The organism is Mycobacterium sp. KBS0706, assembly GCF_005938675.2.
Taxonomy (GTDB): domain Bacteria; phylum Pseudomonadota; class Alphaproteobacteria; order DSM-16000; family Inquilinaceae; genus Inquilinus.
In genome coordinates this window covers 17,556-28,636 of the sequence record NZ_VCCH02000094.1, presented here as the reverse complement: position 1 = coordinate 28,636, position 11,081 = coordinate 17,556, and the positions used below count along the sequence as shown (strand labels likewise).

Here is an 11,081-nt window from a genome sequence, read left to right as displayed (position 1 = left end):
CTGCCGGTGCTGGAGGTGCTGTCGGCCAAGCATCTGGTCGCCGACCTGACGCTCGGCCTCGGCACCGTCGTGCACGATTACCTCGCCTGACGCGGCGGGAGGAGACCACTGATGCGTGGCGTGAAACGGAAGCAGGCGCGCAGCGCCCCCGGGCACATCGAGGTGCCGCCCTACGACGTCGTCGCCCTGGTGCTGCAGGGCGGCGGCGCCCTCGGCGCCTACCAGGCCGGGGTCTATGAAGGGCTGCACGAGGCCGGGATCGAGCCGACCTGGCTGGCCGGCATCTCGATCGGCGCGCTCAACACCGCGATCATCGCCGGATCGCCGGAAGCGCAGCGGGTGGACCGGCTGCGCGAGTTCTGGGAGACGATCTGCGCCGCCCCGGTCGAGTGGCCGGCCAGCGAGGGGCTGGCGGAGGCGCTGCCCTTCGCCTTCGACATGCGCTCGGTGCACAACGCCGCGGCGGCGATGCGGGCGCTGTTCCAGGGCCAGCCCGGCTTCTTCAAGCCGCGCTTCCCGCCGCCCTACCTGTCGCCCTTCGCCGGCGACGGCGCCACCAGCTTCTACGACACCAGCCCGCTGCGCGACACGCTGCTGCGGCTGGTCGATTTCGACCGGCTGAACTCCGGCGACATCCGGGTCAGCGTCGGTGCGGTCAATGTCCGCAGCGGCAACTTCACCTATTTCGACACGGCGGAGCGGAAGCTGGGGCCGGAGCATTTCATGGCATCCGGCGCGCTGCCGCCCGGCTTCCCGGCAATCGAGATCGATGGCGAGTTCTACTGGGACGGCGGCGTGGTCTCGAACACGCCTCTGTCCTACGTCCTGTCGACCGAGCCGCGGCGCGACACCCTGACCTTCCAGGTCGACCTGTGGTCGGCCAAGGGCCGGCTGCCGGACGACCTGATGGAGGTGTCGAGCCGGCAGAAGGACATCCAGTATTCCAGCCGCACCCGCGCGATCACCACCTACATGATGCAGATGCAGAAGATGCGCCGGGCGCTGCAGCGGGTGATGGACCGGCTGCCGGAGGAGGCGAAGCAGGACCCGGAGATGCAGGAGATCGCCGATCTGGCCTGCGAACGCGCCTACAACATCATCCAGCTGATCTACCAGACCAAGACCTATGAGGGCCACTCCAAGGACTACGAGTTCGGGCTGGATGCGATGCGCGAGCATTGGCAGAGCGGCCTCGACGACATCCGCCGCACCCTGGCCGATCCGCGCCGGCTGGACCGGCCGTCGGCGGCGGAGGACGGCGTAGTCAGCCACGACGTGCACCGGCAGGACCGCTGACGCATGCGGGCGCGCCGCCGCGTCTGGCTGGGCAGCGCTCTGGCGGCGCTGGTCCTGTCCGGCGTGGCGGCGTTCACTTTCGCATCTGCCTGGCATCCTTCCGACACCGCCTATCCCCGCCAGGGCATCGACGTGTCGCATCATCAGGGCCGGATCGCCTGGGCCGAACTGCCGACCCAGGGGGTCGACTTCGCCTATATCAAGGCGACCGAAGGCGGCGACCACCGGGACAGCGCCTTCGCTGACAACTGGGCCCAGTCCCGGGCCGCCGGCGTGCCGCGCGGCGCCTATCACTTCTTCACGCTATGCCGGCCCGGGGCCGACCAGGCAGCCAACTTCATCGCCACGGTCCCGGCCGAGCCGGACGCGCTGCCGCCCACCGTGGACCTCGAATATCTCGGCAACTGCTCGCGGCAAGTCACGCGCGAGGATTTCCACCGTGAGCTCGCAACGTTCCTGCAGGCGATCGAGGCGCATTACCGGCAGCCGGCGCTGCTGTATCTGACTCGCGAGTTCGACGCGGCCTACGACGTCAGCGCCCGGCTGCCGCAGCCGCTGTGGCTGCGCCGCATCGTCTTCGAGCCGGATTTCGGCGCCCGCCCCTGGCGGGTCTGGCAGGTCTCCAATTTCCGTCGCCTCCGCGGCATCGACGGCCGGGTCGACTGGAACGTCAGCCGGCCCTGATCCGGCGGAACGGGATCGCGAATTGCACAGCCGGCGCCCGGCGGTCATGCTGCGGGGGATCCGCCGCAGCGGACCGGCCGACGGACGGAGGCGGGAAAGAATGGACGGACGGGTCGCGGCGCTATGGCGCTATCCGGTCAGCTCGCTCGGCGGCGAGCGGCTGGAGGTGTGCGCCGTCGATGCCACCGGCCTGGCCGGCGACCGCGCCTGGGGCCTGGCCGACCGGGACAGCGGCGAGACCGCCTTTCCGGAGAGCAAGCGCCGCTGGCGCCCGGCGCCGCAGATCCGGGCCAGCAGCACCGGCGACGGGCTGCGGCTGGATTTCCCGGATGGCAGCAGCCTGCCGGCCGAGGCCGCCGGCGACGCCCTGGCCGCGCATTTCGGCTTTCCCGTGCAGGTGCGGCCGCACGCCACCGACGCGGCCGAGACGGCGACGGCGGGACCGTTGAAGCCGCGCTATGAGCGCCACCCGATCCACATCCTGACCACCGCGTCGCTGGCGGCGCTGCAGGCGATCCTGCCGGACAGCGCCATCGATGTGCGCCGGTTCCGGCCGAACCTGGTGCTCGACCTGCCAGGGGCCGAGGGCTTCGTCGAGACCGACTGGATCGGGCGGGCGGTGGCGATCGGCGACGTGCGGATCCGCATCGTCGACCCCTGCGTGCGCTGCGCCTTCACCACCCTGGCCCAGGGCGGCCTGCCGCTCGACCGCGCGGTGCTGATGGCGGTGACCAGGCGCAACGCCACCCATCTCGGCGTGCTGTGCACGGTCGAGGCGCCGGGCGAGATCCGGGTCGGCGATGCCGCGACGATCACAGCGTAGCGCCGGTTCGCGGCGGAGGGAGATACAGGATGACCGGATGGGTCCTGTTTGTAGCGATGCTCGTGGCCGCTCCCGCCATCGCGGTTAGGCCGGCCGCCGCCCAGTCCGATGCGGGCGGGTCGGCCCTCGAATCCGATGCCGCCGCCTGCCACCGGCCGAATGGCGGCCAGCCGTCGATCGATGCCTGCAGCCGGCTGATCGCCTCCGGCCGCGCCACCGGCCACGAGCTGGCGGTCCTGCTGAACGATCTCGGCCTGCTGCGGTACCGGGCGGGAGATGCCGGCGGTGCCCTCGGCGACTACGACCGCGCGCTGGCCGCCGATCCCGGCTTGGGCACGGCGTGGTACAATCGGGGCCTCGCCCTGGCCCGCCTCGGGCGTCCGGACGATGCCATCAGCGACTTCACCAGGGCCGGCGAGTTGGTTCCCGACCGGGCCGTGATCTGGGTCAGCCGCGGCGCCGCCTATGCCATGACGGGCGATCCCGCCCGTGCGATCGAGGATTACGACCGGGCGCTGGCGCTGGAGCCGGCCCTGGCCTCGGCCTGGGCCAACCGCGGCGCGGCCCGGATCCGCCTCGGCGAGCTGATGCAGGGCCGGGCGGACCTGCTCGCGGCGCTGCGCCTCGACCCTGGAAACGCGACCGCCACCGACTGGCTGCGGCAGGTCGACAACCGGCTGCGGCAAGCGGACTGAGCGGCCTCAATCCCCCAGGCAGATCCCCAGCGCCCGGGCGGTCTTGACCAGCGGATCGCTGTGCTTGATGTCCTGGTATTCGGCGATCGCGTCCTGCAACGGCACGTCGATCACCCGCCGGTCGGACCACGCGACCATGCGGTCGAACTTGCCCTCGGCGATCAGGTCGACGGCATGGGCGCCGAAGGCCGAGGCGATCAGCCGGTCGCGCCAGCTGGGCATCGAGCCGCGCTGGACATGGCCCAGCACCGTCACCCGCGTCTCCGCCCCCGTGGTGTCGGCGATCTTGAAGGCGACGTAGTCGCCGATGCCGCCGAAGCGCTTCTCGCCGCCGTGATAGTCCTTGTGCACCTTGGTGCCGTCGGCGGTCTTCACCGCCTCCGACACCACCACCAGCGCGAAGTTGCGGCCGGTCTTGCGCACCTCGCGGATCTTGTGGGCCACGGAATCGATCGAGAACGGGATCTCCGGTATCAGGATCACGTCGGCGCCGCCGGCGATGCCCGCGGCCAGCGCGATATGGCCGGCGTCGCGGCCCATCACCTCCAGCACCATCACCCGGGCGTGGCTGGCGGCGGTCGGCTGCAGCCGGTCCAGCGCCTCGGTCGCCACCGCGACCGCGGTGTCGAAGCCGACCGAGACCTCGGTCAGGCCGACATCGTTGTCGATCGTCTTCGGGACGCCGACATAGTTGAATCCGCCCTGCTGCGCCAGCCGCCGCAGGATCGAATGGCTGCCGTCGCCGCCGACGCCGATCAGCGCGTCGAGGCCGAGCTCGTGATAGCCGCCGATAATCTCGACCGACCGGTCCTTCAGCGTGCCGTCGGACATCGGGAAGGCGAAGGGATCGCCCTTGTTGGTGGTGCCGAGGATGGTGCCGCCCTGACGCATCACCGCCGTCGTCATCTTGTCCGGCGTCAGCACCTCGTAGCGCAGCGGCCGGGCCAGCAGGCCGGAGGTGCCCTCCTTGATCCCGATCACGGTCCAGCCGAGGCCATCGGCCCTGCACACCGCCGCGCGGATCACTGCATTGAGCCCGGCGCAGTCGCCGCCGCTGGTGAGAATCCCGATGCGCTTCTCGCCCGCCATGCCGTGCTTCGTTCCCGCTCCCGGTTGCAGTTCCCCCTTGTACCGGGAAGCGGCCGGTGCTGTAAGAGCCGGATGCGCCGCCGGGGCGTCACCCCCGCGTCAAACGCGTTCCGGTCGGGCCGCCCCCTTTGCTATGATCGGGCTCGCCGAACCGGGACCCGCAGGAAAGGCCGTTTGAGGGAATGATCGACATCGAGTCGATGCAGGAGAAGCTGGCCGCTTTGCGGGTCGAGCACCGCGACCTCGACGAGATCATCGACCGGCTGACCGCGGATGGTCCCGTCAACCAGCTTCAGATCCAGCGCCTGAAGAAGCGCAAGCTGCTGCTCAAGGATCAGATCACCATGATCGAGAGCAAGCTCTTGCCCGACATCATCGCCTAGACCCCGAGGATTTTCCGACCGATGGCCGAACCCGCCGCCGCGCCGCCTGTGGCAATCATCATGGGCAGCCAGTCCGACTGGGAGACCATGCACCACGCCGCCGAGACGCTGTCGCTGCTGGGCATCGGCCATGAGGCGCGGATCATGTCCGCCCACCGCACGCCGGACCGCATGGCCGATTTCGCCCGCGAGGCGCGCGGCCGCGGCGTCAAGGTGATCATCGCCGGCGCCGGCGGCTCCGCCCATCTGCCGGGCATGACGGCGGCGATGACGCCGCTGCCGGTGCTGGGCGTGCCGGTCGAGAGCAAGGCGTTGAAGGGCATGGACAGCCTGCTGTCGATCGTGCAGATGCCGGGCGGCATCCCGGTCGGCACCCTGGCGATCGGCCGGGCCGGGGCGATCAACGCGGCGCTGCTGGCCGCCGCCATCCTGGCGCTGAGCGACCCTGCCGTCGCCGATGCGCTGGACGCCTGGCGCCACCGCCAGACCGAGGCCGTGGCCGAGCACCCGAAGGACGAATGACCAGCACCGTTTCCCCTCTCCCGCCTGGCAGCATCATCGGCATGCTCGGCGGCGGCCAGCTCGGCCGCATGACCGCGCTCGCCGCGGCCCGCCTCGGCTACCGCACCCATGTGCTGTGCCCGGACCCGGACAGCCCCTGCGCCCAGGTGACCGACCGGTCGACCCTGTCCTCCTACACCGACCACGCGGCACTGGATGCCTTCGCCGCCCAGGTCGACGTCGTCACCTACGAGTTCGAGAACATCCCCTACGAGACCGTGCTGCACCTGGCCGCCCGCGTGCCGGTGCGGCCGGGGCCGGACGGCCTCGCGGTGTGCCAGGACCGGGTTTCGGAGAAGGATTTCGCCAACCGCCACGGCATCGGCACCGCGCCCTGGCGGGCCGTGGGCTCGGCCGAGGAGCTGGCGGCGGCGGTCGTGGCGATCGGCACGCCCTCGGTGCTGAAGACCCGGCGCGAGGGCTATGACGGCAAGGGCCAGGTGGTGATCCGCGATCCCGCCGCCGCCGCCGCCGCATGGGAGAGGCTCGGCGGCCGCCCGGCCATTCTCGAGGGCTTCGTCGACTTCGCCCGCGAGCTGTCGGTGATCGCCGCCCGCGGCGTCGATGGCTCGGTGGTGTGCTACCCCGCGGTCGAGAACCGGCACCGCGACCACATCCTGTCGGAAACGATCGCTCCCGCCCCGGACCTGGCGCCGCAGCGCGCCGCGGAGGCAGAGGAGATCGCCCGCACGCTGGTCACGGCGCTGGACATGGTCGGCCTGCTGGCGGTGGAGCTGTTCGAGGCCCGCGACGGCGGCCTGCTGGTCAACGAGCTGGCGCCGCGGCCGCACAATTCCGGCCACTGGACCCAGGATGCCTGCGCCTGCGACCAGTTCGAGCAGCTGGTCCGCGCCGTCTGCGGCCTGCCGCTGGGGTCGACCGGGCGCCATTCCGACGCGGTGATGCAGAACCTGATCGGCGACGACGTGCTGCACTGGCCGGAATTCCTGGCCGAGCCCGGCGCCAGGCTGCATCTCTACGGCAAGGGCGCGCCGCGCCCCGGCCGCAAGATGGGCCATGTCAACCGGCTGGTGCCGAAGGGCTGAGGTCGAGACGCCGCAGGAAGGCCCGGGTCAGGGACGCGATCCGGTCGGCCTGCTCGTCCAGCGCGAAGTGGCCGGCATCGAGGATGTGCAGCTCCGCATCCGGGAGGTCACGCTTGTAGGCTTCCGCCCCCGGCACGATGAAGGAGGGGTCGTGGCGGCCCCACATCACCAGCGCCGGCGGCCGGTGCCGGCGCATCCAGGCCTGCCAGGCGGGGTATGAGGCCACGTTGGTCCGGTAGTCGTACAGCAGCGCGGCCTGAATCTCGCGCTGCCCCGGCCGCGACAGCATCGCGAACTCGTCCATCCAGCTGTCGGGATTGTAGCGCTCGGGGTTCGGGCTGGTGCCGAGATGGCGCTGCCTCGCCCCCTCCGGCGAGGTGAAGGCATCCAGCTGCCCGGGATGCGACTCCGGGTCCCGCCAGTACTCGGCAATGCCGGCCCATTTCGTCCCCAGGCCTTCCGCATAGGCATTGGCGTTCTGGACGATGATCGCCTGCACCGCCTCAGGCCGGGCCAGAGCCATGCGGAAGCCGACCGGGCCGCCGTAATCCTGCATGAACAGCACATGCTGGTCGAGCCCGAGCACGCCGAGCAGGCCCAGCATGGTCTCGGCGAGATGGTCGAATGTGTAGCGGTACTGCGCGGGCGACGGGGCGTCGCTGTGCCCGAAGCCCGGATAATCCGGGGCGATCAGGTGATAGCGGTCCGCCAGTAGCGGCAGCAGCGGGTCGTACATCCGCGACGTCGACGGATAGCCGTGCAGCAGGACGATGGTCGGCGCATCCTTCGGGCCGGCCTCCCGGTAGAAGATGTTCAGGCCCTCGACCTCGGCGCGACGATAGGTGGTCGTGGCCGAGACCGACGGGACGGGGTGGGGGGTATCGACAGTCGTCATTCCTTCGTCCTCACCGGCGCATATTCGAGGGCCAGGATGCCGTTGCTGAAGCCCACGGCCGAGACCAGCTCGAGCCTGTGCTGCTCGCCGGGCGCGAAGAACGGCTTCCCCTGGCCCACAGCCACGGGATAGCCGAGGAGCCGGATGCGGTCGACGAGGCCATGCCGCAGCAGTTGCTGGGCCACGCTGATGCTGCCGTGGACATAGATGTTGCCGCCGTCGCCCTGCTTCAGCGTCCGGACGGCGTCCGGCAATGCGCCCTTCAGCACCTCCGCGGGCGTCCAGTCCAGGTCTGTCAATGTCGTCGACGCCACGTATTTCGGCAGCGCGTTGAATCTGTCGGCGAAGTCTCCGGTTTCGCTGGGCCAGGAGCCGGCGAAGATCTGATAGGTCTTGCGCCCGAGGAGCATGGCGCCGCTGTCCGCAAGCTCGTCATTCTTGAACTTGTCCATTTCGGAATTCCAGGCCACGCCGGTCAGCTTTTCGACCTCGGCAATGCCGTCGGCGCTGATGAATTCCGTGACGATGATTTTCCTCATCTGGCCCTCCCTGGTCTCAGGCGGTGGCCGCCACCGCCAGCTCGATGAAGGCGCGGATCGCCGGGAAGCGCCGGCGGTCGCGCTGGCACAACACATATTCGTCGGTGTGCCAGGCGCAGTCAGCCAGCGGCCGGACGGCGATACGCGGATCCGGCCGGATCTCGCCGGCCGAAATGAAGCCGAGGCCGAGGCCCAGCCCCACCGCCTCCTGCACCGCCTCGCGGCCGGTGACCTCGAACACCGCGCCGGGCGCGATCTCGGCCTCGGCCAGCCCGCGCTCGACCGTGCGCCGGGTCATCGACCCGGTCTCGCGCATCACCAGCCGCTGCCCGGCCAGGGCCGCGGCCGGCACCGCATCGCCCGCGGCCAGCGGATGGCCGGCCGGCAGCATCAGTCGTACCGGGTCGCGATACAGCGGCACGATGTGAAAGCGGGGATCGACCGGCGGGTTGGACAGCAGGGCCACGTCCAGCCGCGCTTCCGACAGATCCTCCAGCACCGCCCCGGCATTGCCGATCGACAGCCGGATCTCAACCTGCGGGTGGCGGCGGTCGAACTCGGCGATCAGCGGCATGACGTAGTACGGGCTGTCGGCGCCGAGCTGCAGCAGGCCGCGGGCCAGCTGTGCCGAGCCCTCCAGCAGCGTCGCCGCCTCCTGCTCGGTGTCGAACAGCCGGGTGGTCAGCTGGAACAGCCGGCGCCCCATCTCGGTCGGCTGCACCCGGCGCGAGCTGCGCTCGAACAGCAGCACGCCGTAGCGTTCCTCCAGCGCCTTCACCGATTGCGACAGGGTCGGCTGGGTCAGCCCCAGCGTCCGCGCCGCCAGGGTGAAGCTGGCCTGGGTGGCCACCGCATGGAAGGCGCGCAGCTGCATCACGTTTATTCGCATGGCCTATAGATAGCATGGAAAGCCTGTATTGGACTTATGCATGAGGGTGGCGCAGCGTCGGACCCAGCCACCCTTGCCGAGGCCGCCATGCCCACTGCCCTTGCCGTCCCGCCCGCCATCGATGAGGCAGCCCGGATCGCCAGCATCGCCCACACCGCCGACCGCCTGACGATCCGCTGGTCGGATGGGCGCGAGAGCCCTTATCCCGCGATCTGGCTGGCCGACAACCGGCCCGACCGCCGTGACCGACCGGACGGGCAGCGCCTGTTCGACGCGATCGACCTGCCGGACGGCATCGCCCTCCGGGGCGCCGGCCTTACCGCCGACGGCGCGGTCGAGGTCGATATCGCCGGCTTCGACATGCCGGCCCGCTTCCCGGCCGCTTGGCTGCGGGCCCATGCACTGGACCCGGCCTCCCGCGCGGAGCGCCGGCGCCGGCCGGTGCTCTGGGACTCGGGGCTCGCGCTGCCGGCCGGCGATTATGAAGCGGTCGCTGGCAACGATTCCGCCCGTGCCACCTGGCTGCGCCAGGCTTATGACCACGGCTTCGCCCTGCTGCGCGGCGTGCCGACCGAGCCCGGCATGGTGTGCAAGGTGGTCGAGCTGTTCGGCTTCGTCCGCGAGACCAATTACGGCCGGCTGTTCGACGTGGTGGCGGTGGACAAGCCGCAGAACCTGGCCTTCACCGCGATCGGCCTGGGCAACCACACCGACAACCCCTATCGCGATCCGGTGCCGCAATTGCAATTGCTGCACTGCCTGGAGGCGGCGGCGGAGGGCGGCGAGTCGGTGGTGGTCGACGGCTTCGCCGCAGCAGACCGGCTGCGGCGCGAGGCGCCGGACGCCTTCGCCCTGCTGACCCGCCGCCCCGTGCCGTTCCGCTATGTCGAACCCGGCCGGGTCGACCTGCGCAGCAAGGCGCCGCTGATCGAGCTGGACGCCGAGGGCGAGCTGGCGGCGATGCGCTACAACAACCGCTCGATCGCGCCCTTCGACCTGGATCCGGACGAGGTCGAGCCCTTCTACGACGCTTATCGCCGCTTCGGCCGGCTGCTGCACGACCCGGAGCTGACGGTCGGCTTCCGCCTGGCGCCGGGCGACCTGTTCCTGGTCGACAACCAGCGCGTGCTGCATGGCCGCCGCGGCTTCTCCGCCGGGCGCCGCTGGCTGCAGGGCTGCTACGCCGACAAGGACGGCCTGACCAGCACCCTGTTCAGCCTGGAGGCTTCCCGATGAGCCAGACCCTGCACCCCCTGCTGGCCGAGATCGAGGGCCTGTTCGCCGCCCATGGCCACGAGACCTATGGCGAAGGCGTGACCATGCAGGCGCACGGCCTTCAGGCCGCCGCCCTAGCCGAGCACGAAGGCGCTTCCGACGTGCTGGTGGTGGCCGCCCTGCTGCACGATATCGGCCATTTCCTGGAGCTGGCCGACGACGCCTTCGGCTATCACAGGCATGACGGCGCCGGTGGCGACTGGCTGGCCGCCCGCTTCGGCCCGGAGGTGAGCGAGCCGGTGCGCCTGCATGTCGCCGCCAAGCGTTATCTCTGCGCCGTCGAGCCGGGCTATCTGGACGTCCTGTCCGCCGCCTCGGTCCATTCGCTCGGCAAGCAGGGCGGGCCGATGAGCGCCGCGGAGGCGGCGGCGTTCGCCCGCCACCCCCATGTCGACGCCGCGGTGCGGCTGCGGCGCTGGGACGATGGCGGCAAGGTCGACGGGCTGAAGGTCAGCACCGTCGCCGATTACCGCGACCGCATCCTCAAGGTGGCCAGGGCCGGTTAGCGGGCCGCGACCGCCTGGATCTCGACCAGCAGGCTGGGCACCGCCAGGCCGGCGGCGACCACCAGGGTCGAGGCCGTGGCATGCCCGGCCAGGCGCCGTTCGCGCACCGTGCGGTATAGCGGCACCAGGTCCGGCCGGGTGATGAAGCCGTCGACCTTGACCAGGTCGGTCACCGCCATGCCGGCATCGGCCAGCACGGCGAACAGGTTGTCCCAGGCCAGCTCCATCTGGCGTTCGGCATCGTCGGGGATGGTGCCGTCGGGCGTGGCGCCGACCTGGCCGGAGATGTGCAGCCAGCGGGCGCCGGCCGGGGCCGAGGCGCCATGGCTGTAGCGGGAGAACGGCGCGGCGACGCCGGCCGGGTTGTGCAGCTGAACGGTCATGGGTCTTCCCCGATGTC

The 11,081-nt window shown here is 70.8% G+C and carries 14 protein-coding genes; 9 read left to right on the top strand and 5 right to left on the bottom strand.

Features of this window, described 5'->3' with window-relative positions; translation table 11 throughout:
* The first annotated feature begins 111 nt into the window (after positions 1–111).
* From FFK22_RS33645 to FFK22_RS33630, 4 genes are all read left to right on the top strand, one after another.
* Entirely contained in the window at positions 112–1,296 is a 1,185-nt protein-coding gene (locus FFK22_RS33645) for a patatin-like phospholipase family protein (protein WP_138888053.1), read from the top strand.
* Between the two features lie 3 nt (positions 1,297–1,299).
* On the top strand, positions 1,300–1,980 hold the full coding sequence (locus FFK22_RS33640) for a GH25 family lysozyme (RefSeq protein ID WP_138888054.1): 681 nt from the start codon (positions 1,300–1,302) through the stop codon (positions 1,978–1,980).
* A 100-nt stretch (positions 1,981–2,080) separates the two neighbouring features.
* Positions 2,081–2,803, top strand: coding sequence for an MOSC domain-containing protein (locus FFK22_RS33635; RefSeq protein WP_186002798.1), 723 nt, complete (start codon positions 2,081–2,083; stop codon positions 2,801–2,803).
* Between the two features lie 29 nt (positions 2,804–2,832).
* Positions 2,833–3,498, top strand: a complete 666-nt coding sequence (locus FFK22_RS33630) for a tetratricopeptide repeat protein (protein WP_138888056.1) — start codon at positions 2,833–2,835, stop codon at positions 3,496–3,498.
* A gap of 6 nt (positions 3,499–3,504) precedes the next feature.
* Here FFK22_RS33630 and FFK22_RS33625 read toward each other — a convergent pair whose 3' ends face one another.
* Entirely contained in the window at positions 3,505–4,587 is a 1,083-nt protein-coding gene (locus tag FFK22_RS33625) for an ATP-dependent 6-phosphofructokinase (RefSeq protein ID WP_138888057.1), read from the bottom strand.
* 182 nt (positions 4,588–4,769) lie between these two features.
* On the opposite strand from FFK22_RS33625, the gene FFK22_RS33620 reads away from it, so the two are divergent.
* Genes FFK22_RS33620 through FFK22_RS33610 form a run of 3 tightly spaced genes read left to right on the top strand, consistent with a single transcriptional unit; the run spans position 4,770 to position 6,577 of the window.
* The gene (locus FFK22_RS33620) at positions 4,770–4,970 is read left to right on the top strand and encodes a YdcH family protein (protein WP_026869463.1); all 201 of its coding nucleotides are present in this window, start codon (positions 4,770–4,772) and stop codon (positions 4,968–4,970) included.
* Between the two features lie 21 nt (positions 4,971–4,991).
* The gene (gene purE, locus FFK22_RS33615; protein WP_138888058.1) at positions 4,992–5,492 is read left to right on the top strand and encodes a 5-(carboxyamino)imidazole ribonucleotide mutase; all 501 of its coding nucleotides are present in this window, start codon (positions 4,992–4,994) and stop codon (positions 5,490–5,492) included.
* Positions 5,489–6,577 (top strand): 5-(carboxyamino)imidazole ribonucleotide synthase, encoded by a 1,089-nt coding sequence (locus FFK22_RS33610; protein ID WP_138888059.1) that lies wholly within the window; start codon positions 5,489–5,491, stop codon positions 6,575–6,577. The genes purE and FFK22_RS33610 overlap by 4 nt, the downstream gene beginning before the upstream one ends.
* Here FFK22_RS33610 and FFK22_RS33605 read toward each other — a convergent pair.
* From FFK22_RS33605 to FFK22_RS33595, 3 genes are read right to left on the bottom strand one after another with little or no spacing between them, the layout of a single operon-like run.
* Positions 6,552–7,472 (bottom strand): alpha/beta fold hydrolase, encoded by a 921-nt coding sequence (locus FFK22_RS33605; RefSeq protein WP_138888060.1) that lies wholly within the window; start codon positions 7,470–7,472, stop codon positions 6,552–6,554. The genes FFK22_RS33610 and FFK22_RS33605 overlap by 26 nt on opposite strands.
* Positions 7,469–8,011, bottom strand: coding sequence for a dihydrofolate reductase family protein (locus tag FFK22_RS33600; RefSeq protein WP_138888061.1), 543 nt, complete (start codon positions 8,009–8,011; stop codon positions 7,469–7,471). The genes FFK22_RS33605 and FFK22_RS33600 overlap by 4 nt, the downstream gene beginning before the upstream one ends.
* Positions 8,012–8,027: 16 nt before the next feature.
* The gene (locus tag FFK22_RS33595; protein WP_186002797.1) at positions 8,028–8,885 is read right to left on the bottom strand and encodes a LysR substrate-binding domain-containing protein; all 858 of its coding nucleotides are present in this window, start codon (positions 8,883–8,885) and stop codon (positions 8,028–8,030) included.
* A gap of 102 nt (positions 8,886–8,987) precedes the next feature.
* Between FFK22_RS33595 and FFK22_RS33590 the strand changes: the two genes are divergently transcribed.
* Positions 8,988–10,136, top strand: a complete 1,149-nt coding sequence (locus FFK22_RS33590; RefSeq protein WP_138888063.1) for a TauD/TfdA family dioxygenase — start codon at positions 8,988–8,990, stop codon at positions 10,134–10,136.
* Complete coding sequence (locus tag FFK22_RS33585; protein WP_221939047.1) at positions 10,133–10,681, top strand: HD domain-containing protein; 549 nt, start codon at positions 10,133–10,135, stop codon at positions 10,679–10,681. The genes FFK22_RS33590 and FFK22_RS33585 overlap by 4 nt, the downstream gene beginning before the upstream one ends.
* On the opposite strand, the gene FFK22_RS33580 is transcribed toward FFK22_RS33585, so the two are convergent.
* A complete protein-coding gene (locus FFK22_RS33580; RefSeq protein WP_138888064.1) occupies positions 10,678–11,064 on the bottom strand; it encodes a RidA family protein in 387 nt (128 codons plus the stop codon). The two genes, FFK22_RS33585 and FFK22_RS33580, sit on opposite strands and share 4 nt — an antisense overlap.
* Positions 11,065–11,081 lie beyond the last annotated feature (17 nt).